Genomic DNA, 22,985 nt, shown 5'->3' with positions numbered 1-22,985 from the left:
TTTTTATGGCTCACATTAACGCCCTGCGATTAGCCGTCCATCGGCAGACGTTCTCGCTTGCTGGCAAACCAGTTGGCACCAATCGCGGCAATCATCACCACCACGCCAGCAATTTCCGTTAGTAGATTTGGGTAGAAAACCCCGAAAATAGCAGCGCCAATCGCCAAACGCGGTAACCAAGACATTTTGGTAAACAGATAACCTTCAAGCGCGGCAGCAAATGCACACAGCGCCAGAATAGCAATCAGCGCATTCCAAACCACCACTGGCACGGGGCCACCAACAATGATTTCTGGATTAAACACCATAAATAGCGGAATTAAATAGAGACCTTTGGCAAATTTCCAAGCTTGGAAGCCAGTCTCCATGGGTTTACTGCCTGCAATTGCTGCCCCCGCAAAACCGGCCAGGGCAATCGGCGGTGTCACATTGGAGTCTTGGGAGTACCAGAACACCACTAAGTGAGCAATCAGTAGCGGCACTCCAAATTCAGCGGTCAACGCTGGGCCCACCAGCACAATCAAGACAATATAGCTCGCGGTAACTGGCAGCCCCATCCCCAAAATCAAGCTTGCCAGCAACACCATCACCAACGCCAACACTAGGTTGCCGCCAGAAAAAGCCAGCATCATTGAGGAAAACTTCAATCCTAGCCCTGTCAGGCCCACAACGCCGACAATAATCCCCGCCACGGCACAAGCCATAGAAACCGCAACGGCATTCCGCGCACCCAGCTCCAATCCCTGAACCAACTTAACTAGCCCCGCCCACACCACGCCTTTGGTACGGCTCATGGTTACCGGCTGACCTTGCTTGGGAGCAATAAAGAAGTACCAAAGCGCATAGCGAAGAACCGCCACAGCGATGATGGTGACGACGGCGTAATACCCCACGCGCATTGGCGACATACTCATCGCAAGCAGCCACACTAGCACCGCTAGAGGAAGCAGGAAGTGCCAGCCATCTTTCATGACTTGGCGCATTTGCGGAAGCTCACTTTTCGCCAATCCCTGCATTCCCTGCTTCAATGCAATGATATGGACAAATAGATACACCGTTGCAAAGTACATAATCGCTGGAAGAATGCTGACTTTAACGATTTCCAAATAGGGCGTATTGGTATATTCCGCAATTAAAAATGCCCCCGCCCCCATTAAAGGCGGCATAATTTGCCCACCGGTAGAGGCGGCTGCTTCTATTCCTCCCGCCTGCTTTGGCTGATAGCCCAGCTTTTTCATCAGCGGAATGGTAAATGCCCCGGTGGTCACCACGTTGGCAATCGCACTACCCGAAATAGAGCCCATACCGGCTGAAGCCAGCACGGCAGCTTTCGCAGGGCCGCCCCGCTGGCGGCCAGTGGCAGCATAGGCCATATCAATAAAAAACTTGCCAGCGCCAGTGCTTTCCAAAAAGGCACCAAAGAGTACGAATATAAAGATGTAGGTCGCCGCAACTCCCAAAGGCAAACCAAAGATGCCTTCTTGTCCTAAATAGAGCTGCCCTGCGACGCGCTCCAAGGTATAGCCACGATGCTCTAAAATGCCGGGCATCCATTCGCCTAGCCATGGCAGTTCACCCCTAGGTCCTGCAAATGCGTAGATAATGGCAAGCAGGCCGATCACCGTCATGCCAAACCCAACGGCTCGACGGCTTGCTTCCAACACGGTAACCGTCGCAATACAGGCCACTAAAATATCGGTGTCACTCCAGAAGCCGGCTCGATTGATAATCTCATCTAAAAAGAGCACCAGATAGCCACCGGTAGTCAAAGCCCCAGCGAAGAAAATTAGATCAATGCCCCACCCCAGCACTCCACGTTTGCGCGTTGGCCCAAACACAGGAAACATCAAAAATGCCAGCAACATAATCAACGCTAAGTGAATACTGCGCTGATAGAAAAGCCCAAGGGGCTGGATACCAGCAGAATAGAGCTGGAAGAGTGAAAGCCCCACCGCAACCACGGTGATACACCACAGAACCATGCGGGGCTGCATCGCATTCGCGCCGGGCATCACAACCGGCGGTGGAGTGGATTCGTTCATGAACGTCCTCGGAAGCGTTAACTACTATCGTTTTTATTCACGCGGAGCGGTGCTAGGTGATAATAATTGGATAATCACACGTTGCCCGGCTGCGTACTCACTTAAACTCACCGGTGAATGCTCACCATTCGGCCACACCACTTGGTGATTGACGGCAGGAGAACCGACTCTTAATGCATAACGGTTATTTGCTACGGGCTCATTAATAGCATTAATCCAATAACCGCCCTCACCATCTGAGACTTGTTCCCCACGGCCAAAGATATGACCAAGCCCTGCGGCAAAGTCTGGTTGATGACTACGCTCAAGTTGCATAACGCCTGCCGCATTACGATAACAATCCAGTACCGTAAAGTGCTCAACAGAGTGTCGCCACTGGATACACCAGCGGCCTTCTGAAGGCACCAGCGCATCCACTAGAACATCGCCTTGTTCAGTCACTACAGCTAAACGCATAGACGCATTCACCGAAGCGGGGGAAGCCCCCACTTCGGTGAGCGGTAGACATGCAAAAAGTAGCGCCATCAGTCGTTGTTGCCACTGCATGGCAATATCCTTATGGCAATGTCTATGGCAAGACCCTTTAACCGTTAAGGGCGCAGACGATCAGGAATATCCGCTCCTACTTCTTCAAAGTAGCGAATTGCCCCCGGGTGCAACGGCACAGGCGTAGAGTTCATGGTGAACTCAATGGTGGTGTCGTTGGCGGCCGGGTGAACAGCAATCAGCTCATCGGTGTTTTCAAACAGTAGCTGAGTCAGTTGGTAAGCAAGCTCTTCGTCCATATCAGAATTCACCACCAAGACGTTAGGAACACCGATAGTCTGAACAGACTCGTCCATACCGTCATACATACCCGCTGCCAGCTCGTAGGGGGCGAACACTGCCTCCGCTTCCTGTGCATTGGCAACTTCTTCATCGGAGAGGCCAATTAAGCGGATATCACGGGTAGCGGCAAGGTTAAGAATAGAACTGGTGGGAGGACCAACGCTCCAGAAACCGGCGTCGATATCACCATCACGAATGGCATCTGCGGTTTCGTTAAAATTAAGCCGCTGAGGGGTAAAATCTTCATAACTAATGCCGTTGGCTTCCAAAACGGCACGCGCATTTAGCTCGGTGCCACTGCCTGGTGCACCCACGGAAACACGCTTCCCGGCCAGGTCAGCAATGGTCTCGATATCCGACTCAGCCAGTGTTACCAACTGCACCGCATTCGGGTAAACAGAGGCCAGAGCACGGGTATTTTCAATCTGACGACCGTCAAAGTCGCCGCTGCCGTTATAAGCCTGATAAACCGTGTCTGCCAGCGCTAGCGCCAAATCGGCGTCGCCACGCATAATCAGCCCCATATTTTCAACTGAGGCACCAGTAACCTCAGCAGTCGCCTGAGCGCCTTCAATATGGTTATTAATCATTTCAGCGAAGCCACCGCCGATCGGATAATAAACCCCGCCGGTACCGCCGGTCGCGATTGAAAGCTGTTGCGCACTGGCTGGAAGTGCAACAGCCAACAAGGATGCTGCCACTGTATATTTTAGAGTTCGCATAAGCGCTTCCTCCGTCCTGTTTGGACTTATAAGTATGGTTGACGATAAGGAGGTGTGAAGTCCCAGCCTCTGGTTACCGTAAACGGCAAGCAAACGCGGTGCAATGACGTTAGCACGGCTTTAGCGTGAGATGCTAATGCAACGCTATTCGCCGATGGCATCCGTATAAATGTCGTTACCTGTGCTAAATGTCTAGAATTTATTGATAATAGCGATTAGTTAATGCAGATCGCCACGTCCAACGTTGGCCTAAGGAGATATCATGGAGCACGATGCGCCGCGCCCGAACCTAGCCATCAGTGCCTATCGCGCCCTGAAGCACGACATCATTCGCGGCCGTTATGCGCCTGAAGAGAAGCTTTTAATGAGCCGCCTCAAGGAGTATTACGGCGCCAGTACCGGCCCTCTACGCGAAGCGCTTTCCCAATTAGTTGCCGACCGCTTGGTGATTGCGATTAGCCAACGTGGCTATCGCGTTGCCCCCATGTCGCTGGCCGAGCTGAACGATATTTACGACGCACGCGCTCAGTTAGAAGGCTTGATTTTGCGCCTGGCCATTGAGCGCGGCGACGACGACTGGGAAGCCAACGTCCTCGCCACCGCTCATCGGCTAGCTAAAGTGACCGAGGTCAGCTCCCCCGATGAGCTGCTTGATGGCTGGGATTTGCGCCATAAGGCATTTCATACCGCCATTGCTAGCGGCTGCAACTCGCCACACCTGTTACAGATGCGCGACACGCTGTTTGATCAGGTAGAACGCTACCGCCACCTGTGGTTGCAGGAAACGGTGATGTCCCCCCAGGCACTTGAAATCAAAAGACAAGAGCATGCCGCCTTGGTAGACGTCATCCTGGCTCGTGATACAGAGCAAGCGGCCAACCTCATGCGTGATCACTTAATGACACCGGTCCCGATTATTACCCGTGTTCTCGAGGAACGAGGGATCAATTAAATTGTTTATTTTAAAATGTAGATATTTCAATAAAACGACGATACATTGGATCGTATCAAAATGACTACGTAGGAGTTCACGCCATGACCCGTTTCAACTGGGACGACCCGCTGCTGCTCGAACACCAACTCACCGATGAAGAGCGCCAAATTCGTGATGCAGCTCACGACTACTGCCAGGAAAACCTGCAGCCACGCGTGCTGAGTGCTTTTCGTGAAGAGCGCTTTGATCGTGAGATCATGAGCGAGATGGGTGAGCTTGGCCTGCTGGGTGCAACCGTCGCCCCGGAATATGGCGGCTCAGGCGTGAATCATGTGGCCTACGGACTCATTGCCCGCGAAGTAGAGCGCGTTGATTCAGGCTACCGCTCAGCCATGAGCGTACAGTCATCACTGGTGATGTATCCGATTGAAGCCTATGGCTCTGAAGAGCAGAAGCATAAATATTTACCTAAGCTCGCCAGCGGAGAAATGGTCGGCTGTTTTGGTTTAACCGAACCTGACCATGGCTCAGATCCTGGTTCAATGATCACTCGAGCAGAAAAAGTTGACGGCGGCTACCGCTTAACCGGTGCAAAAATGTGGATTACCAACAGCCCGATTGCCGATATTGCGGTGGTTTGGGCAAAGTCCGCCGCCCACGACAATCAAATCAAAGGCTTTATTGTTGAGCGCGGTACCGAAGGCTTCAGCACACCCAAAATTGAAGGCAAAGTGTCACTTCGCGCCTCCATCACCGGTGAAATCGTACTGGACAATGCCTTTGTCCCTGAAGAAAACCTATTGCCTAACGTTAGCGGTTTAAAAGGTCCCTTCGGTTGCTTGAATAAAGCGCGTTATGGCATTGCCTGGGGCGTTATGGGCACCGCCGAGTTCTGTTGGCATGCCGCACGCCAATACACCTTAGACCGCAAACAGTTTGGCCGCCCGCTGGCTGCAAATCAGTTGATCCAGAAGAAACTCGCAGACATGCAAACCGAGATCACCCTGGGCTTACAGGCAGCGCTACAGGTAGGTCGCCTGATGGATAGCGGCAATTGGGCACCGGAGATGGTCTCACTCATCAAACGCAATAACTGCGGTAAAGCGCTGGATATCGCTCGCCAGTCTCGCGACATGCACGGCGGCAACGGCGTTTCCGATGAGTACGGCGTTATTCGCCATATGGTGAACTTGGAATCAGTAAACACCTACGAAGGCACTCACGATGTACACGCCTTAATCTTGGGTCGTGCCCAGACCGGTATTCAGGCATTTTTCTAAATAGCGACAAGTGAGGCACCTAATGAGCACAGCAGCCAAGCCACTAGCAGGCATCAAAGTACTCGATATTTCACGTGTACTGGCTGGCCCGTGGTGCGGGCAAATGCTCGCAGACATGGGGGCTGATGTGATCAAGGTAGAGCGCCCCGTCAGCGGAGATGATACTCGCCACTGGGGCCCTCCATGGCTCTCTGGCAGTTCAGAGTCGGCCTACTACCTCTGCGCCAACCGAGGCAAGCGCTCGGTCACCGTCGATATGGCCAAGCCTGAAGGCCAGGCATTGATTAAGCAGCTCGTCGCCACCTCCGATGTGTTACTTGAAAACTTCAAAGTGGGCGGTTTGAAAAAGTACGGTCTGGACTATGAGAGCCTGAAGGCACTGAATCCTCGGCTTATCTACTGTTCAATCACCGGCTTTGGCCAGGAAAGCCCTTACGCACACCGCGCCGGTTACGACTTCATGATTCAGGCAATGGGCGGCATTATGAGCCTGACTGGCAAGCCTGATCATGAGCCCGGCGGTGGCCCCGTCAAAATCGGCGTTGCCTTTACCGATATTTTCACCGGCCTATATGCCGCCAATGCCGTTCTGGCAGCGCTTTACCAGCGCCGCGATAGCAACGTTGGATGTCATATTGATATGGCGTTGATGGACGTGCAGGTGGGCGTACTGGCGAACCAGGCGCTCAACTACTTAACCTCCGGTCAAGTACCTCAGCGGCTGGGGAATGCACATCCCAATATCGTTCCCTACCAAGCATTTGCCACTGCCGATGGCCATATGATTGTTGCCGTCGGTAATGACGAGCAGTTTAAGCGTTTCTGCCAAGTGATCGATCAGCCAACGTTGCCGCTGGACCCAAGGTTCGCCACCAACGGCGCACGGGTGCAGTACCGCACTGTATTGGCTCCTCTACTGGAAGCCGTATTACTAACGCAGAAAACTGATGAATGGCTGGCTGCCTTTGAAGCCGCCAGTGTGCCTAGCGGGCCAATCAACACCTTGGATCGCGTCTTCGACGATCCCCATGTCAAAGCACGTGGCTTGAAGCAAACGCTTCCCCACAGCCAAGCCGGTCACGTCGATTTAGTCGCAAATCCTATCCGTATCAACGGCGAGTCTATCAGCGCCCAGACTCCCCCACCCTCACTGGGTGAGCACACACAGCAGGTGCTTGACGAGCTTGGCATTACCAGCGAACAGCGCCACGCACTGCAACAAGCTGGCATTATTTAACGCTCGTTATTCTCCCTTTTTCATATCTACTTAACGATTCATCTTAGCGCCCGCCTGGGCGCTTTTTTGTCGGTTCGGCGCACCTGTCAATTTCTATACAAAACCTATACGAAAAGCTCACAAGCGACTAAACTGACTTCGTCTATGATTAGATAGTTAAAAAAAATTTTAAATTAACCGGCAATGGCTAACGTAAATTGGCCAGCGAGTAACTTGGCGCACTGCTATAGGGGGATTTCATGGGTCACTGCGCACGGGTAGACGGTAGCTGCAAACGATGCGAGGGGGACCTTCCTTTTGATTTCACTATGGCCTTTCAACCGATTGTAGACGTGTCACTTGCTCGCGTGGTGACACATGAGGCGCTTGTCAGAGGGATTAATGGCGAATCTGCCTGGAGCGTTATCTCTCAGGTGACTGACGGCCTACTGTATCGGTTTGATCAAGCTTGTCGCGTTAAAGCGATTGAGATGGCAAGCGCTTTGAATATGCCAACGGCGTTATCAATCAACTTTTTACCCAATGCTGTCTACGAACCGGAAGCCTGCATTCAAGCAACGCTTGATATTTCTCGACGCGTTGGATGGCCAATGGAGCGGCTAATTTTTGAAATCACTGAAACCGAACGCGTACGTGACCGCCAGCACCTGCGCAATATCATCGAAGCCTATCGCGAGATGGGCTTTAAAACAGCCCTTGATGACTTTGGCAATGGCTATGCCAACCTAGATCTGTTGACTGACCTAACACCGGACAAACTCAAAATCGACCGCGAGCTGGTGATGAACTGTGACCATGATACGCGTCGCCAAGCGCTGCTCAACTCCATCATTTTGCTAGCTAAAGAGTTGAACATGACGCTCATTGCCGAAGTAGTAGAAACACGCGAAGAAGCATTATGGCTAGCGCGGGCGGGCATTGTTCGTCAACAAGGCTTTTTCTACGCCAAGCCGGCTATTAATTCCTTAGGCCCAGACCTAACCTCACAATTATTAGACTTAAGAGAAGAGGTGTGCGCAGGCTTAGAAGCATCAAGCTACTGATGCAGACCTGTTACCTACTGACTATTACCGATTGTCTTTTAACTACTCCCCATTAACTACTATCTTTTAATCAGCGTCTTTTAACGACTGTCTGTCACTTGCTGTCTGTCACCTACTACCCATTACCCCTCTATATAACGAATTTGAAACAATGACGACCGAACCTGTCACATAAACAGTGACACTGCACATTTCTCACAGGCACCATCCAACACCCAAAGGAGTTGAGCCATGAGCAACGCCGAGCTAAACGAACTGAAGCAGAAGTATGTCGCAGCGGGCGCCGCCAGCCCCGCCACTGCTTTTGCAGATCGCGCTGAGAATGCTGAGATCTGGGACGCCGACGGCAACCGCTTTATCGACTTCGCGGGCGGTATTGGCGTTTTGAACGTAGGGCATCGCCATCCTAAAGTGGTTGCTGCGGTGAAAGCCCAGCTGGATAAGCTCATGCACACCTGCCAAACAGTGATGCCTTATGAAGGCTATGTAAAAGTTGCTGAAAAACTTAGCCACCTCGTACCGGTTCGCGGCCACGCCAAAGTAATGCTGGCTAACTCCGGTGCAGAAGCGTTGGAAAATGCCGTTAAAATTGCCCGCGCTGCCACCGGCCGCTCTAACGTCATTTGTTTTGACGGTGGTTATCACGGCCGAACGTTCTACACCATGGCCATGAACGGCAAAGTAGCTCCCTATCAAACCGATTTTGGCCCGATGCCAGGCACGGTCTTCCGCGCGCCTTATCCGGTGCCCTACCACGGCGTCAGCGAAGACGAAGCCCTTCGTGGTCTGAAAATGACCCTGAAAACCGACGCCAACCCAAAAGACACCGCCGCGATTGTCTTGGAGCCGGTGCTTGGCGAAGGCGGCTTCTATCCTGCATCTAAAAGTTTCCTGGAGAAGATCCGCGAAATTTGCGATGAGCATGGCATGCTGATGATCATCGACGAAGTGCAGTCTGGCTTTGGCCGAACCGGCAAAATGTTCGCCATTGAACACAGCGGCGTTGAGCCGGACATCATGACCATGGCGAAAAGTATGGCTGACGGTATGCCAATCTCTGCGATTGTCGGCACCGACAAGGTCATGGACGCCTCAGGCCCCAACTCTCTGGGCGGCACCTATACCGGCAGCCCTACCGCCTGCGCCGCTGCACTGGCCGTGTTGGAAGTCTTCGAAGAGGAAAATATTCTTGAGAAAAGCCGAGCGCTGGGTGAAAAGCTAGCAGCGCGTTTTGGCGAGTGGCAGACCAAGTTCGACTGCATTGATCATGTGCGCAACATGGGCGCTATGGCGGCATTTGAGCTGGTCTCGAACAAAACGGATCGCACGCCCAATCCAGAACTTGCCGCAGCGCTGTGTAAGAAAGCCCGTGAGGAAGGGTTGATCCTGCTCTCCTGCGGCATGTACGGCAATACGATTCGCTTTTTGATGCCTGTCACGATTGAAGACAGCGTCCTCAACGAAGGGCTGGATATTATCGAATCTTGTTTGGAATCGCTGGTTTAGCAGTTAGTAGCGCCAACATAGACGCCGCCCAATCGGGCGGCGTTTGACTATTTCTTGTATACGTAGTGCAAGAACCAGTGCAAGAACCAGCACAAGCCAAAGCCCCCCCCTCCCAGACCGATTTCAACCGCCCTGTCGCTATTCAGTCCCTTCTCGTCGCTATTAGAAATAGTTGGCTGGTCAATGACTGTAGTTTAAGAAATATCTTCAATAATAAACAGTGGGGAAGATTGCATGATTTCTAAAACTACTATGAAAAACAGCAGTTTTAAACCGGTCAGTAAAGCGTCCATGGTGTTAGGTATGTTGCTGGTTAGCGGCTACTCCTATGCACAGTCAATCAATATGGATTTTTCTAATGAATATAACGCTACGTCAATACATGCTCAGGGAGATGCTTACTTTATTGATAAAGTAAAAGAGCTAACAGATGGCGATATAGGTATTACGCTGCATACGGGGGGAGCATTAGGTTTTAACTCAGGTGACCACTTTTATGCTGTCGCCGATGGAGCCGTTGATATAGCCGATACATTATCGGGCACCATGAGCGGGATCGATTCTATTTTTCTGCTCTCTTCCTTACCGTTTATTGTAGAAGACATCGAAGATGCACGGCGCCTATATGAAATAGCTAAACCCTACTATGAAGAGGTATTTGAAGATAATGATCAAATATTACTCTATGCATCTCCCTGGCCACCCAGCGGTATCTGGTCAAAAACAGCAATAGCCAATCAGAGCGATCTTGAAAATTTGAAAATCCGTACCTTTGATCGCAATGGAACGGAGACCTTTCGCAACGTGGGAGCTTCCCCTGTGAGTCTGTCCTGGGGCGATGTGGTGCCGCAGTTGGCGACCGGCGGCATCAGCGCGGTATTAACCTCGGCAGAAGCCGGCGCCAACGGCAGTTTCTGGGAACATCAAGATCATTTTTCAGCGGTTCAATATGCCATTCCGCTTAATATGGTCCATATGAATAAGGCCGTATTTGATTCATTGAGCGCTGAACAGCAACAAGCCCTTCTTGAAGCAGCCAACCTGACCGACCAGCATAACTGGGCGGCGGTTGAGGTCCGTACCGAAGAAAACTACCAGACGCTTGGCGAGCATGACGTAGCTATCAGTGACCCCGTCTCAGCTGATTTGCTGAATGCCCTCTCTGAAGCATCCACCAGCGTTGTTGAGAACTGGCTTGAAAACACCGGTGATATGGGTCAGTCAATTTTGACTGAGTTCAGAGGCCAGCAATGATCTTGCTAAAAGGCATGGAGCGTATCTCCATGCTGCTTAATAGGATCGGTGCAGTGATTGCTATCATGCTGATTGTTTACATGCTGGGGCATATTCTGCTGGAGATAGCACTGAGATTTTTTGGCCACTCCACCTATATCCTGGATGAGTATATTGGCTATGCAGTCGCCACCATGTCTTTTCTGGGCCTTCCTTATGTGCTTGAAAAAGGAGGGCTTATCAGAGTCTCCCTGTTACTTGAGCGGATCCCGGTAAATAGGCGGTGGCCGCTTGAGTTTTTCAGTAGCCTATTAACTGCCAGCTGCTTTTTATGGATATCTACGTTCTGGTTTCAGAATGTTCAGCGAAGCTTTAGCCGCGGTGTGGTCAGTGAAACACTCGCGGAAACGCCTATCTGGATACCTGAAGGCGCCATACTGATTGGCATGTGGCTGATCTCTTTTTCGCTTCTTGTCAGAGCCTTGAAAATACTGATGCTGCGCTCTCAGTACTTGCCTGTAGCTGAATAAGATTTAACTGATGGGAAGTGACTCATGGACATTTTTTGGACGGCTATCGGCGTTGCGTTTCTGCTGCTTTTCTTACTGACCATGGGGACATGGATTTTTGCCGCCATGCTGGCAGTTTCCATTGGCTCTCTCTGGCTGTTTGGAGATTTCAGTGCAGACCGCATTGGCCTGATTTTATCGCGAATTTTATACCGAGCTAGCAATAGCTGGGAGTTATCTGCGATTCCCCTGTTTATTCTCATGGGAGAATTGATATTTCGCTCCAATATCTCTGAGCGCCTGTTTAAGGGTTTGGTGCCGATTACCAGCCACTTGCCTGGCGGAATTCTGCATACCAATGTTTTGGGTTGCACCCTGTTTGCGGCGGTGAGCGGTTCAAGTGCGGCGACAACGGCCACGATTGGTAAAATTACCACGCAAGAGCTGAAACAGAGAGGCTACGACAGAAACCTATCCATTGGCTCATTAGCGGGTGCCGGTAGCCTGGGTCTATTGATACCACCATCGATTGTGATGATCGTCTATGGTGTTCAGGCCGAAGTATCCATCAGTCAGCTGTTTATGGCGGGCGTGGTGCCCGGGCTGTTGATAGCCTTTCTATACAGCTGCTATATCGGCTTCAGATCATGGATGGCGCCATCATTAGCACCGAAGAGTGTGATATCTGATCAGACGATCTGGCAGTCCTTTGTATTGCTGCTGCCCATATTGGTGCTGATCTCCATCGTGATTGGATCAATCTATAGCGGTATTGCAACGCCTTCAGAGGCGGCAGCGGTGGGTGTCGGCGCCACTTTGCTGCTATTAGGGTTTGAAAGACAGTTAAACATCAGGCTGTTTGTTGATGCATTTCGTGGAACGCTAATAACGTCGATTATGGTCTGTAGCCTTCTCATCGCGGCCACGCTTTTATCCACGGCGATGGGGTATCTACACCTGCCGCGTGAGTTGGCCGGATGGATTGCCGAGCAGGACTTCAGCCCCATGGTGCTGCTGTTTGCCCTGGCCATTTTCTATATCGTGCTGGGGCTGTTCCTGGATGGCATTTCGATTACCGTGATGAGCCTGCCAATCACGCTGCCGATTGTCTTGCTAGCGGGATTTGACCCCATCTGGTTCGGTATCTTCCTGATTATCATGATTGAGCTTGGACAAATTACGCCGCCCGTCGGTTTCAATCTCTTTGTGCTGCAAAGCCTGACAGGCGAAAGTATCAGCCGCGTGGCATGGGCTTCGCTACCATTTTTCCTGCTCATGTGTGTAGCTGCACTGCTTGTCAGTATCTGGCCACAAATAGCTCTATGGTTGCCCAGCGTCATGGCCGGTTAAGTGCAGGTAGCTGTTAAAAAATGCCGCCCGATCCAATCGGGCGGCGTTGCTTTAACGCGGACGTCGGTCGCCTTCGAGGAAATTAGCCGTAAAGACCGCTTTGCCGTGAGTCTCGAACGACCACTTCATGACATCGCTTAAAGCGGCCATCACCGCATCGAATTCTCCGAACACTTGGGTACTCATTCGATTAGGGTGAACTTCTAATCCTGTCGCTTCCAAACGTTTTACCACGTCTTTCACCACTGGCTTAAAATCATCGGCCAGCGGGTAATAGCTTAGCTGTACGGAAAGATACATCCTGCCTCCTTATACGCTTTATGCGCGCTTACTGGCTCCCTGTGAAAAGCGCTGCCATGCCGCCAGTATGGCCGCCCGCGTTTCATCAGGATGTTCCATAGGGAACATGTGAGTACCAGGAACCTCGCTGATAGCTAACCCACGACGCTGAAGCCGCTTGACCCGTGTGGGGGTGAGTAAATGCGACTCCTGCCCTGCTACCAGATGGATTGGCACACCGACGCGACGTGGCAATCCCGACAGGTGATCCGGCAGATGGCGAAATATCTCTACCTCAATACCTGGATCGAAGGTTAGCTCAGCGCTACCGTCATCCAGCAAGCGCGTGCCTGCTTCAATGTAGTCGTTCAATGCCTCTGGGGTAAAGCGGCGAAATAACCCACGGCGGCGCAGCGAGTCAGCCATTGCTTCTCGGCTAGGCCACACACTGCGCCGCCCCTGGGTTTTACCAGCGGGGGTGATGCGGTCCATAAAACCAAATCGCTTCGCCGCTTTCATCACCCAGGCATCCGGCCCCAGCATCAACGGCGGGTCAAGCATAATGACGCCGCAGAAGCGTTCTGGCTGTTTATCTGCCGCCATGGCCATCAGCGTACCGCCTAACGAGTGACCAACACCCAATAACGGCGCGTCTGTAACCGGCAAGTAGCTCAACAGTTCATCGACTAAATTGCCCCAGTTATGGTTCACCGGGTAATCCGGGTGATGACCCAATCGATCTAGCGGATGGAGGTCAAACGACTCTGCCAGTGGTTCCAGCAGCGTGCGATAGCTTAAGCCAGGAAAGCCATTCGCATGGGCAAACACTAAACGAGGGCGTTGGGTGGCATGGGCAGACATGGTTAGCTCGCAAGGTAGGAAGACAGGAAAGTAGCGTGGCAGAGCACCCACGCTAACTAGCTAGCAAGTAGACAAACTATCATACGTCTGTTTTAACGCGCCTTTGTATGAGCGTCAATCGACATAAGTATTAACAGGCTAATTAAAACAGCGAGAGTTGCTGGACGGTGGCTTCTTCTGCCAAGCGGTAGCCCACGCCTAGTAGCCGAACTGGCTTCTCCCCTCGTGCCCAACCAATAGTCAGCAGGGATTCGAATTGCTCCTGGTTGGGTGCGGGGTCGGCGTGCTCCACTGTCGTTTGGGTAAAGTCATTGAATTTTATCTTTACCATTAACCCGCGCACGGCGGGCGCGGGGTCTAGTCTGGCATAGCGCTGCTCTAAGTCGTTGAGAAGACCGGGTATCTGTTGGCGACAGGCTTCCAGGGTGGGTAAGTCCTGGGAGTAAGTTTGCTCGGTGCTGATCGATTTCCGCTCACGATGAGTTTTCACTGGTCGCTCGTCGCGCCCAAAGCTAAGCTCGAACAGCCGATGCCCGAAGCGGCCAAACTGTTCGACCAGCTCAGTGAGCGGACGAGCCCGCAAATCTGCGCAGGTTTGAATACCCAACCCCGCCAATTTTTCAGCCGTGCGCGGCCCTACCCCGTGGATTTTCTTGACCGGCAGTTGCTGCACAAAGCCATCGATATCGTTCGGCGTGATCACAAACAGACCATCGGGCTTGCGCCAGTCGCTGGCAATTTTGGCAAGAAACTTATTGGGCGCGACGCCTGCCGAGACGGTAATGCCTACTTCCCGCTTTACTCGTTGGCGAATCGCTTCGGCCATGCGGGTGGCGCTGCCGTTGCACAGGGAAACATCAGTAACGTCTAAAAAGGCTTCATCTAGCGAGAGCGGTTCAATCAGTTCGGTCACATCGCGATAAATCGCAAACACTTGACGCGCCACCGCTTTGTATTTGGCCATATCACCGCGGATCACGGTCAAATGTGGGCAGCGTTTGAGTGCCTGCGCCATGGGCATGGCCGAGTGGATGCCAAATTCGCGGGCGGGGTAGTTACAGGTAGCGACAACCCCGCGCTGCTCAACGCTGCCACCTATCGCAATAGGCACATCGTTAAGCGCTGGGTTGTCGCGCATTTCAACCGCTGCGTAGAAGCAGTCACAGTCGCAATGAATAATTTTGCGCACAGGTTGCCCTTGCCTCCGCCCCTACCTGTAAATAATCACAGTTTACCACAAGAGCGATGTGAGCAATGACATCACTGATGTGCTAGGCGGAACAGCTCTTCGCGGGGGCGCTGTGACCCCGTCCGTGGGCGCTACTTTCGCCATCTGACCGCCAAGGATGGCGGGAATGCCGGAAAAGTCGGGAACTGTTTTCCGGCCATGGCGAAAGACCCCCGCTATGAGCTATTACCGCCGTGATGGCTTACTTTTCAGCTTGGGTAAATCAAGTACCGCAAAACGTTCTTAGTACCTGCTCGTTTTCCGTTGCGGGGGCTGCAAGGCGGCGTGCTTCTGCGGATTCATCAAAGGGCTGGGTGACCACCGCAAGTAAGCTGTGAAACGGCGTAAAATCGCCTTCATAAGCCGCATCAATAACTTCCTGAATGCGGTGATTGCGGGGAATAACAACCGGATTAGCACGCCGCATAGCAGCTAAGCGCTTGCTGTCTTGGCTGGCAACCTGTGCGGCTTGCCACTTATCTAGCCATGCCGCCAACTCATTCGGCTGAGTCGTCAGCGCCAGCAGTGCTTCCTTGTGCGTTTCACTTGCAGTGCTGGCGTAATGCGTCAGCGCATCAAAGGTGGCGGTCATATCCATCCGCCCCTGGTGCATCTGGCTTTCCAGCGCTTCCATTAGCGTTACCGCTTGGTCGCTGTCTGCTGCAAGGCCGAGCTTATCTGCATGCAGGCGGCGCTGCTCGGTATCAAACAGTGGCCCAAAGCGGCGGATGATATCGGTGGCCTGCTCGACGACGGTATCGCCCTCTTCGCGCATCAGCGGCAGCAGCGTTTCGGCAAAGCGGGCTAGGTTCCATTGAGCAATGGCGGGCTGGTTATCAAAGGCATAGCGCTTGCCTTGATCAATCGAGCTGTAGACTTTTTGCGGGTCAAACTGCTCCATAAAGGCACAGGGGCCGTAATCAATGGTTTCTCCGGCAATGCTGCAGTTGTCAGTATTCATCACGCCATGAATAAACCCAAGGCTCATCCACCGCGCCACCAGCGCTGCTTGGCGAGCAACCACCGCCTCTAACAAGGCTAAATAAGGATCATCTGCACTAGCGGCATCGGGATAGTGGCGCTCAATCACATGGTCGGCCAGCGCTTTCAGGGCAGCTTCATCTCTGCGTACCGCAGCAAATTGAAAGGTGCCCACACGAATATGACTGCTTGCCACGCGGGTAAAGACTGCGCCGGGCTCAGGCAGTTGGCGCACGACTCGCTCGCCGGTAGAAACGGCGGCTAACGCACGGGTAGTGGGTACGCCCATTGCAGCCATAAATTCACTGACCAGATACTCCCGCAGCACCGGCCCCAGCGGCGAACGACCATCACCACCACGGGAAAATGGCGTGCGCCCGCTGCCCTTGAGCTGCACGTCGCGCCGTATGCCATTCTGGTCGACGACCTCCCCCAGTAACAATGCGCGGCCATCGCCCAGCTGCGGTACAAAGTTACCAAACTGATGCCCAGCGTAACCCAGCGCCCGTGGCTCTGCGCCCGGCGGTAGTTGGTTGCCACTAAACCACTGGGCAAGGGTGGCATCATCAGGCTTACTCTTCAGCCCTGTCTTAAACCCCAGCGTTTCTGCCAGGCGCTGATTAAATGCAATCAGCGTGGGCTGGCTCACTGGCGTGGGCTGGCAGGCCATCCACAGTGGCTCGGGAAGCGTTGCAAACTGGTGTTCAAATGACAGCACGGGCGACTCCGCTGTTGGTGACAATCGTTGCCTAATACCCTAGCACTTTAGTCAAGTAAACGCTGCTGCAAACAACCGACAGCATGCTCTAACACTGGCGTTAACGGCGCACGCCACTGGTGGGTTAATAGCGCATCGGCGCGAGTGACGCCCAACGACAGCGAGGCCACCGGCAAACCCATGGCGTGGGCATCACGGCAGAAGCGGTAGCCGGAATACACCATCAACGAGGTGCCCACAGCCAGTACGGCATCGGCATTTTGCAGCCCTGCTTGGGCAGCCAAGCGCCGCGCTGGCGGCACCACATCGCCGTAATAAACAACCTGGGGCTTTAAGATGCCTTGGCAGCGCGGGCAATCCAGCACCTTAAACGTCGAAAAATCAGTTTCTAAATCCGCATCGCCGTCGGGCGCATGGTGGGCATCTAGCGCTGCAAAACGCGGGTTCATCCTGGCCATTTCGCTGTGCATGGCGTGACGCATAAGTTGATAACCGCATGTCATGCACGCCACCACGTCTGCTCGTCCATGCAGATCAATGACCTTGCTGGAACCCGCCCGCTGATGCAGACGGTCTACGTTCTGTGTCACCAGCAGCTCCACGTGGCCCATGCTTTCAAGCGCCGCCAACGCCTTATGCGCACCGCTCACTTGGGCTTCACGCATGGCTTTGAAGCCGATCAACGCCTGCGCCCAATAGCGCTGGCGTACGGCAAGTGAGGCCATAAAATCGCCATGCTGTACCGGTGGCGGTCGCTTCCACTGCCCATCGGCATCGCGGTAATCAGGAATGCCGCTGTCGGTGCTTACTCCCGCGCCAGTAATCACCCACAGTTTAGGGTGGCGCTCAATAAACTCCGCCAGCGCCTCCCCCGCCTGCGCGATGCTATCTGTCATTTCCACGGCCTGCGTCAATGGATCACCCTATGCAACACTGCGACAAGTAACCGATACTGTATGACAATAAAGGGGTATGCAATATGCCCTCGTTATTCAACGTAAGGAGTGTCTCATGCAGTGGGATCACGAGATTATCATTGTCGGCGGTGGCATGGTGGGTGCCGCGCTAGCGGCCCGTTTAGGCCATACCGGCATGTCGGTTGGGCTGGTAGAACGCGGCAGCGCCCCCACCCCGCTTAGCGGCGATTATGACCTGCGTATCTCCTCACTTAATGCCCGTTCGCTGGCGTTTGTAAAAGCGAGCGGCACCGTGCTTCCCGAAGAGCGCTGCTGCCCGTTTCGCCATATTGATGTCGCCAACCAGGATGGCTCCGGCCATTCGCTGTTTTCTGCCCAAGACAGCGGCATGGACGACTTCGGCATTTTTATCGAAAACCGCACTCTACAATATGCGTTGTGGCAACGTTTAGAGAATCTTCCCAGCGTGACCTGCTACACCCAGTGCGCACCGCTCAGCACCATGGCGGCCAGCACCGGCCGCATGCTGGAGCTAGATAACGGCAAAACCTTAAGCGCCCGTTTGATTGTTGGCGCAGATGGTGCGCATTCGACGCTACGAGAACTTGCTGGCATTGCCGTTAGTAGCTACGACTACCATCAGCGGGCGATGATTATTAACGTGGAAACCGAGCTACCCCAACAGGATATTAGCTGGCAGTGCTTCACCCCCACCGGCCCGATTGCCATGCTTCCCTTACCAGGCCATCGTGCATCGTTGGTGTGGTATGACAGCGACGAAGCCACCAAAGCCCGTGAACAGCTCTCCAACGACGCCCTAAAAACGACCGTTGAAACAGCCTTTCCCAAGCGGCTAGGCAAGCTAACCCGTGTGGTCGCAAAGGCGAGCTTTCCAATTAGGCGCCAGCACGCCAAACGCTATATCGGTAAGCGCTTAGCCCTGATTGGCGATGCCGCCCACGTGGTGCATCCGCTGGCAGGGCAAGGGCTGAATATTGGCCTGCACGATGCCGACACACTGGCAGAGCTGGTCATCAAGAGCCGCGACCCAGGTGACTCTATCAGCCTGCACCGCTTCGAATGCCAGCGCCGCTTGGCCAACCAAGCCATGATTGCCGCCACCGACAGCTTCCATCACTTGTTTACCGGTGCAAAACCGCTACGCCAGCTGGGTGATCTCAGCCTACATCTTGCCGAACGCGTACCGCTCGCCAAACGCATGATGATGCAACAAGCTAACGGGCTAAACCCATTTAAAATGCGCTAAAGCCGACTACGCTATGAGGGTGGCAACGCAGCCGTTGCCAACAATAATCATAACAATCCCTCATTTAAGGAAGGCGTATGGTTCTCAAGCAACGACACTCTTTATTAACCGTGGTGACAGTTACCAGCCTCGGATTACTTGCAGCATCACCGCTACTGGCCTGGGATGGCGTCGTCGAAAAGCAAACCTTCGAGATGCAAGACTTCACCACTCAAGGCGGCGAGATGATTCCCGAACTTGCGGTGGGCTGGGAAGCCTACGGTGAATTAAACGACGCTCGTGACAATGCCATTTTAATTACCCATTTCTTTTCTGGCACCAGCAATGCAGCAGGTCGTTATGACCCGGATGGCGAGCCAACCGGCTATTGGGATGCCATCATCGGCCCCGGTAAGCCACTGGATACCGACGAGTACTACATTATTGCGTCCGATACGCTGGTGAATCTCAACGCCCACGACCCCAATGTCACCACCACTGGCCCCGCCTCTATTAATCCAGACACCGGCGAACCGTGGGGAATGGATTTTCCTGTGGTAACGATCCGTGACTTTGTCGAGGTACAGCGTGCGTTGTTAGAGAGCCAGGGCATTGAGTCGCTACACGCGGTCATGGGTGCCTCGATGGGGGCGCTTCAAGCGTTTGAATGGGCCAGTGCTTACCCTGACAAAGTGGATAGGTTGATTCCCGTTATCGGTGGCGGCGTTACCGACCCCTGGTTGCTGGCAACGCTTAGCGCTTGGGCGGCGCCCATCCGCTTAGACGCCAACTGGAATGAGGGCGACTACTACGATGGCGAGCCACCCACCGATGGCCTTAAAGAAGCGCTCAAGATCGTCACCCTCAACGCCAATCACTGGCAGTGGGCCAACGAAACCTTCAACCGCGATTGGGCCGACGAAGAGCGCGACCCCGCTCAAGATATCAACGCTCGCTACGCCATTGAGCAAACGCTGGATGATGTCGCCGCCGCCCGCGCCGAGCTTTCCGATGCCAACCATCTGCTGTACTTGGTTCGCGCCAACCAGCTCTTTATGGCGGGCCACGGTGATTCACTAGAAGAAGGACTGGCTGCCATCGACGCCCCGACGCTGATGCTGTATAGCGAAAACGACCTCGTCTTCGCCCCCGAAGGCGTGCGCCGCACTGCCGAGCTGATAGAAGCCGACGGCACCGAAGTGACGCTTGAAACCCTGGAAGGCAACCGCGGTCATTTAGATGGCGTCGTCTCCATCGACCAAGCCAGCGAAACGCTGCGGGAGTTTTTGAAATAGCTTTTGAAATAACGAAGTGAGCACTGGCTTCCCTGGAAGCCAGTGCTTGAAGACTACGAAGCGTTGCTAATCGCCCAGTTTCGGTATCACTACTGATACACGCGCGGAAAAACTACTCGCCCACCATCTCAGAAAAGTAACCCGTTTTTTCCAAGCTGTATTCGCCAAAATCCCGCGCCAAGAAAAGCGAGCCGGAATAGGCGCCCTCAGCTTCTTTGCGAATGTCCTCAATGGACGGCGATGCATGGGCACCTAACTGATAACGAGGGCTGAAGTGTGTCAGCACCAAATTAGGTAGCTTTATCGATTCGGCAAAAGCTGCGACAAGCTTGGCGTAGCTATGCCCCACATCACCGACCTTCTCAGCCATCTCTTCGGTATAGGTGGCCTCATGCACCAGCACCTGCGCCTCTGCACACGCCTCGTTCAATAAGTCAGGTTGATCATTATCCCCAGCGATCACTACTTTCCTGGGCGTGTTCTTGAAGATTAAATAGTCATGGCTTCTTAACGGCTCACCTGCAAACTCAATATCAACCCCTTGCTTTAACTGCCCCCACAACGGCCCTCTTGGAATCCCCTTTTGCGCTAGCTTTTCCATGTCCAGGGCAGCATCAACCTTTCGCTCCGTAAACGCATAGGCATAAGACGCCACCCGATGTGAAAGGCTGAATGTCTCAACCGCGATGTTCTCAAACTCAACGCTTGGCAGGTCGTCTGAGGCGATAAACTCCAAGGCAAAAGGTAAGCATAGCTGCGTCACCTCACAGGTTTCCGCCAACCAAGTTTTGATACCTGCGGGCGCAACAATGGTCAGTGGCGCTTTCCGGCCACCCATGGCGGCACTCGCCAAAATGCCCGGCAGCCCGTAGCAGTGGTCGCCATGCACATGGGTAATCAAGATGGCTTTCAACGAATGGAACGACAGCTTGGTACGCAAGACCTGATGCTGGGTGCCCTCACCACAATCAACCAGGTACCAGCCCTTCCCTTTGCTTTCACGCAAGGCGATCCCGGAGACATTTCTTTGTTTGGTGGGCACACCAGCGGAAGTGCCGAGGAAGAGTAGGTTCATATCGCGTCCGTGCTTTCTCTTTAGAAACCTGAACCTAGTCTGGCGGCATACAGATTTCCAATAAGTTTGGTTGCTCAGCTTTTTACGACAGGATGCCAACGACAACAGTCGCAATCGCTAAGCGGCCTCAAAATCCAATGGCTGCAGGTCGTCCAAATTAATTGTGCTGCGAGCCATCCATAGGTCGTACATGTCCTGCATTGATAGCCAGCTCTCCGGGGTACGTCCGAGAACCTTCGACAAGCGCAAAGACATTTCGGGGCTAATGCCACTATCCCCTTTAAGCAACCGTGACAAGGTGGATGGTGAAACGCCCAAGTTGGAAGCAAGCTGACGGGAGCTGATACCAAAAGGTTCTAGGTACACTTCCCGAATAAATTCGCCGGGATGCGGCGGATTATGCATCGTCATTAGTGATAATCCTCATAATCAAGAATGTACGCATTGCCATCTCGAAATTCGAACGTCATGCGCCAATTTCCGTTGATCCAAATTGACCACCGCGCTGTGTCTCTCCCCTTCAAAGGGTGGAGCCTAAAACCAGGGATATCCATATCTTCTACTGACACGGCCGTGTCCAGAGCGGCAAGCTGCATACGCAATTTCTTGGCATGATCCGCCTGTATACCAGAGGTGCTACCACTAGCGTAGAAGCGCTTGAGTCCCTTGTGGCGGAATGATTTAATCATAAACACATCATAGCTTGTTGCGCACCGCGCAACAAGCAGGCTTATATTATTTGAATTACCCGAACCCGAGCCAACAACTTACCCTTTCGGGATTTAGAGTAGCGATAATCTAATTTTTCCAGTGTAGGGAATCGCTCTAGGATTCGTCAGTACATACCTGGCTATACATGGGTTTCCTCTGGGATATGAACCAACAGGTCAGTAACCCCGATATCCACCCCCGCCTGAGATAGCAAAGTAGAAACTTGCCCACGATGGTGAGTTTGATGATTAAAGAAATGAAGCACCAAGCTCGAGTATCGTTTATTTGCAGGAATCCCTTTGCTATTGCGATAGCTGAGAACGACATCCAGGTCACCGTCGGATAGTTCGGTTACCCAATCAATAATTCGCTGATCCAACCAGCGTCGGTGTTCAGATAGACGACCAAAATCTTCAAAGGCAATCTGATCTAGCCTGGTCGGCTTTGGAAGATCAGCGACCTCGCGCAAAGGGGCCACACAGGAAGGATGTGTAGCAAACCGTTTGAGCCAGATAGTGTCAGCCACGAGGATATGATTCAGGGTTCCTAAGATGGAACCGAAGAAGGCCCCACGGTCTTTGGCTAAATCAGCGGCGGAGAGGTGGCCTGCAGCCTCATAAACCTTTGAGTTCATCCACTGATTGTAGGAAGCCAGCATTGCAAAGTGATCTTTAAGGCTCATCCGAGGTGCCTCTCAGGTATAACGCCCAGCTCAGCGGGCAATTGAAGCGAAGTTTAAATCGTTCCACTATCGCTGATTGTTTAGTGCCACACCCTATTCATCGCTGCTGTGTTTGTCCTTATTTTTGCGCATATTCTTGGAGCAATTCGGGAAACTTTTCCTGCGGTGGAAACTTACAAAAACTATGCTCTGCGCCAGTGGAAGCCCACTCCAGTTTTTCATCTGTGTAAGTTTCAATAAATGGTTTGTAGGTTCGAGAATCCTCTAGCCTGGATTTCTCATAGTACCTCAGCCAGTACCGCACTCAG

General features: G+C 53.0%; 22 protein-coding genes. 10 read left to right on the top strand and 12 right to left on the bottom strand.

What is annotated here, in order from left to right; all coding sequences use genetic code 11:
• Positions 1 to 29 precede the first annotated feature (29 nt).
• From INT21_RS00910 to INT21_RS00900, 3 genes are read right to left on the bottom strand one after another with little or no spacing between them, the layout of a single operon-like run.
• Entirely contained in the window at positions 30 to 2,042 is a 2,013-nt protein-coding gene (locus tag INT21_RS00910; RefSeq protein WP_193068640.1) for a TRAP transporter permease, read from the bottom strand.
• Positions 2,043 to 2,075: 33 nt separating this feature from the next.
• Positions 2,076 to 2,588 (bottom strand): DUF1850 domain-containing protein, encoded by a 513-nt coding sequence (locus INT21_RS00905; protein ID WP_089039089.1) that lies wholly within the window; start codon positions 2,586 to 2,588, stop codon positions 2,076 to 2,078.
• A gap of 44 nt (positions 2,589 to 2,632) precedes the next feature.
• Positions 2,633 to 3,592, bottom strand: coding sequence for a TAXI family TRAP transporter solute-binding subunit (locus INT21_RS00900; protein WP_089039090.1), 960 nt, complete (start codon positions 3,590 to 3,592; stop codon positions 2,633 to 2,635).
• Positions 3,593 to 3,854: 262 nt separating this feature from the next.
• Between INT21_RS00900 and csiR the strand changes: the two genes are divergently transcribed.
• The 8 genes from csiR to INT21_RS00860 all read left to right on the top strand — a co-directional run bounded on the left by csiR (position 3,855) and on the right by INT21_RS00860 (position 12,684).
• A complete protein-coding gene (gene csiR / locus INT21_RS00895; protein WP_089039091.1) occupies positions 3,855 to 4,544 on the top strand; it encodes a DNA-binding transcriptional regulator CsiR in 690 nt (229 codons plus the stop codon).
• Positions 4,545 to 4,627: 83 nt separating this feature from the next.
• A complete protein-coding gene (locus tag INT21_RS00890) occupies positions 4,628 to 5,806 on the top strand; it encodes an acyl-CoA dehydrogenase (RefSeq protein ID WP_083001338.1) in 1,179 nt (392 codons plus the stop codon).
• Between the two features lie 22 nt (positions 5,807 to 5,828).
• Entirely contained in the window at positions 5,829 to 7,043 is a 1,215-nt protein-coding gene (locus INT21_RS00885) for a CaiB/BaiF CoA transferase family protein (protein ID WP_193068639.1), read from the top strand.
• Positions 7,044 to 7,282: 239 nt separating this feature from the next.
• A complete protein-coding gene (locus tag INT21_RS00880) occupies positions 7,283 to 8,086 on the top strand; it encodes an EAL domain-containing protein (protein WP_193068638.1) in 804 nt (267 codons plus the stop codon).
• A gap of 231 nt (positions 8,087 to 8,317) precedes the next feature.
• Positions 8,318 to 9,592, top strand: a complete 1,275-nt coding sequence (gene gabT, locus INT21_RS00875) for a 4-aminobutyrate--2-oxoglutarate transaminase (protein WP_193084742.1) — start codon at positions 8,318 to 8,320, stop codon at positions 9,590 to 9,592.
• A gap of 234 nt (positions 9,593 to 9,826) precedes the next feature.
• Complete coding sequence (locus INT21_RS00870) at positions 9,827 to 10,846, top strand: TRAP transporter substrate-binding protein (RefSeq protein ID WP_193068637.1); 1,020 nt, start codon at positions 9,827 to 9,829, stop codon at positions 10,844 to 10,846.
• Positions 10,843 to 11,355, top strand: a complete 513-nt coding sequence (locus INT21_RS00865; RefSeq protein WP_193068636.1) for a TRAP transporter small permease — start codon at positions 10,843 to 10,845, stop codon at positions 11,353 to 11,355. The genes INT21_RS00870 and INT21_RS00865 overlap by 4 nt, the downstream gene beginning before the upstream one ends.
• Positions 11,356 to 11,379: 24 nt before the next feature.
• Positions 11,380 to 12,684 (top strand): TRAP transporter large permease, encoded by a 1,305-nt coding sequence (locus INT21_RS00860; protein WP_193068635.1) that lies wholly within the window; start codon positions 11,380 to 11,382, stop codon positions 12,682 to 12,684.
• 51 nt (positions 12,685 to 12,735) lie between these two features.
• Here the strand turns inward: INT21_RS00860 and INT21_RS00855 are convergent, their stop codons facing one another.
• The 5 genes from INT21_RS00855 to INT21_RS00835 all read right to left on the bottom strand — a co-directional run bounded on the left by INT21_RS00855 (position 12,736) and on the right by INT21_RS00835 (position 17,647).
• The gene (locus INT21_RS00855; RefSeq protein WP_030069625.1) at positions 12,736 to 12,984 is read right to left on the bottom strand and encodes a YkoF family thiamine/hydroxymethylpyrimidine-binding protein; all 249 of its coding nucleotides are present in this window, start codon (positions 12,982 to 12,984) and stop codon (positions 12,736 to 12,738) included.
• An 18-nt stretch (positions 12,985 to 13,002) separates the two neighbouring features.
• Positions 13,003 to 13,824 carry an alpha/beta fold hydrolase gene (locus tag INT21_RS00850; RefSeq protein ID WP_193084741.1) on the bottom strand — a complete coding sequence of 274 codons (822 nt, stop codon included), beginning with the start codon at positions 13,822 to 13,824 and terminating at the stop codon, positions 13,003 to 13,005.
• A gap of 142 nt (positions 13,825 to 13,966) precedes the next feature.
• A complete protein-coding gene (dinB, locus tag INT21_RS00845; RefSeq protein ID WP_193068633.1) occupies positions 13,967 to 15,013 on the bottom strand; it encodes a DNA polymerase IV in 1,047 nt (348 codons plus the stop codon).
• Positions 15,014 to 15,275: 262 nt separating this feature from the next.
• On the bottom strand, positions 15,276 to 16,751 hold the full coding sequence (locus INT21_RS00840) for a protein adenylyltransferase SelO (RefSeq protein ID WP_193068632.1): 1,476 nt from the start codon (positions 16,749 to 16,751) through the stop codon (positions 15,276 to 15,278).
• Between the two features lie 47 nt (positions 16,752 to 16,798).
• Complete coding sequence (locus tag INT21_RS00835; RefSeq protein WP_193068631.1) at positions 16,799 to 17,647, bottom strand: NAD-dependent protein deacetylase; 849 nt, start codon at positions 17,645 to 17,647, stop codon at positions 16,799 to 16,801.
• A gap of 115 nt (positions 17,648 to 17,762) precedes the next feature.
• Between INT21_RS00835 and INT21_RS00830 the strand changes: the two genes are divergently transcribed.
• Positions 17,763 to 18,935: a UbiH/UbiF/VisC/COQ6 family ubiquinone biosynthesis hydroxylase gene (locus tag INT21_RS00830; RefSeq protein WP_193084740.1), complete on the top strand. Its 1,173-nt coding sequence runs from the start codon at positions 17,763 to 17,765 to the stop codon at positions 18,933 to 18,935.
• 77 nt (positions 18,936 to 19,012) lie between these two features.
• Positions 19,013 to 20,209, top strand: a complete 1,197-nt coding sequence (locus tag INT21_RS00825; RefSeq protein WP_089039100.1) for an E22 family MetX-like putative esterase — start codon at positions 19,013 to 19,015, stop codon at positions 20,207 to 20,209.
• 112 nt (positions 20,210 to 20,321) lie between these two features.
• Here INT21_RS00825 and INT21_RS00820 read toward each other — a convergent pair whose 3' ends face one another.
• From INT21_RS00820 to INT21_RS00805, 4 genes are all read right to left on the bottom strand, one after another.
• A complete protein-coding gene (locus INT21_RS00820; protein ID WP_193068630.1) occupies positions 20,322 to 21,284 on the bottom strand; it encodes a ribonuclease Z in 963 nt (320 codons plus the stop codon).
• 117 nt (positions 21,285 to 21,401) lie between these two features.
• On the bottom strand, positions 21,402 to 21,695 hold the full coding sequence (locus tag INT21_RS00815) for a HigA family addiction module antitoxin (protein ID WP_009722157.1): 294 nt from the start codon (positions 21,693 to 21,695) through the stop codon (positions 21,402 to 21,404).
• A complete protein-coding gene (locus INT21_RS00810) occupies positions 21,695 to 21,973 on the bottom strand; it encodes a type II toxin-antitoxin system RelE/ParE family toxin (protein ID WP_193068629.1) in 279 nt (92 codons plus the stop codon). Before INT21_RS00810 ends, INT21_RS00815 begins: the two co-directional genes overlap by 1 nt.
• A gap of 161 nt (positions 21,974 to 22,134) precedes the next feature.
• Positions 22,135 to 22,677 carry a DinB family protein gene (locus INT21_RS00805; protein WP_193068628.1) on the bottom strand — a complete coding sequence of 181 codons (543 nt, stop codon included), beginning with the start codon at positions 22,675 to 22,677 and terminating at the stop codon, positions 22,135 to 22,137.
• Positions 22,678 to 22,985 lie beyond the last annotated feature (308 nt).

The sequence above is a fragment of the Halomonas sp. 3F2F genome, from assembly GCF_014897805.1.
Taxonomy (GTDB): domain Bacteria; phylum Pseudomonadota; class Gammaproteobacteria; order Pseudomonadales; family Halomonadaceae; genus Vreelandella.
Note: the sequence above shows the minus strand (reverse complement) of the source record. Positions and strands in the feature narration are given on the sequence as shown.

Bases quoted from the DNA above. Each gene is read 5' to 3' on its own strand.
- INT21_RS00890 (WP_083001338.1), top strand. From the start codon at position 4,628: ATGACCCGTTTCAACTGGGACGACCCGCTGCTGCTCGAACACCAACTC.
- INT21_RS00855 (WP_030069625.1), bottom strand. From the start codon at position 12,984: ATGTATCTTTCCGTACAGCTAAGCTATTACCCGCTGGCCGATGATTTT.
- gabT (WP_193084742.1), top strand. From the start codon at position 8,318: ATGAGCAACGCCGAGCTAAACGAACTGAAGCAGAAGTATGTCGCAGCG.
- INT21_RS00810 (WP_193068629.1), bottom strand. From the start codon at position 21,973: ATGATTAAATCATTCCGCCACAAGGGACTCAAGCGCTTCTACGCTAGT.
- INT21_RS00905 (WP_089039089.1), bottom strand. From the start codon at position 2,588: ATGCAGTGGCAACAACGACTGATGGCGCTACTTTTTGCATGTCTACCG.
- INT21_RS00865 (WP_193068636.1), top strand. From the start codon at position 10,843: ATGATCTTGCTAAAAGGCATGGAGCGTATCTCCATGCTGCTTAATAGG.
- INT21_RS00830 (WP_193084740.1), top strand. From the start codon at position 17,763: ATGCAGTGGGATCACGAGATTATCATTGTCGGCGGTGGCATGGTGGGT.
- INT21_RS00805 (WP_193068628.1), bottom strand. From the start codon at position 22,677: ATGAGCCTTAAAGATCACTTTGCAATGCTGGCTTCCTACAATCAGTGG.
- INT21_RS00860 (WP_193068635.1), top strand. From the start codon at position 11,380: ATGGACATTTTTTGGACGGCTATCGGCGTTGCGTTTCTGCTGCTTTTC.
- INT21_RS00885 (WP_193068639.1), top strand. From the start codon at position 5,829: ATGAGCACAGCAGCCAAGCCACTAGCAGGCATCAAAGTACTCGATATT.
- INT21_RS00820 (WP_193068630.1), bottom strand. From the start codon at position 21,284: ATGAACCTACTCTTCCTCGGCACTTCCGCTGGTGTGCCCACCAAACAA.
- INT21_RS00835 (WP_193068631.1), bottom strand. From the start codon at position 17,647: ATGACAGATAGCATCGCGCAGGCGGGGGAGGCGCTGGCGGAGTTTATT.
- INT21_RS00900 (WP_089039090.1), bottom strand. From the start codon at position 3,592: ATGCGAACTCTAAAATATACAGTGGCAGCATCCTTGTTGGCTGTTGCA.
- INT21_RS00880 (WP_193068638.1), top strand. From the start codon at position 7,283: ATGGGTCACTGCGCACGGGTAGACGGTAGCTGCAAACGATGCGAGGGG.
- INT21_RS00910 (WP_193068640.1), bottom strand. From the start codon at position 2,042: ATGAACGAATCCACTCCACCGCCGGTTGTGATGCCCGGCGCGAATGCG.
- INT21_RS00850 (WP_193084741.1), bottom strand. From the start codon at position 13,824: ATGTCTGCCCATGCCACCCAACGCCCTCGTTTAGTGTTTGCCCATGCG.
- INT21_RS00870 (WP_193068637.1), top strand. From the start codon at position 9,827: ATGATTTCTAAAACTACTATGAAAAACAGCAGTTTTAAACCGGTCAGT.
- INT21_RS00825 (WP_089039100.1), top strand. From the start codon at position 19,013: ATGGTTCTCAAGCAACGACACTCTTTATTAACCGTGGTGACAGTTACC.
- INT21_RS00815 (WP_009722157.1), bottom strand. From the start codon at position 21,695: ATGACGATGCATAATCCGCCGCATCCCGGCGAATTTATTCGGGAAGTG.
- csiR (WP_089039091.1), top strand. From the start codon at position 3,855: ATGGAGCACGATGCGCCGCGCCCGAACCTAGCCATCAGTGCCTATCGC.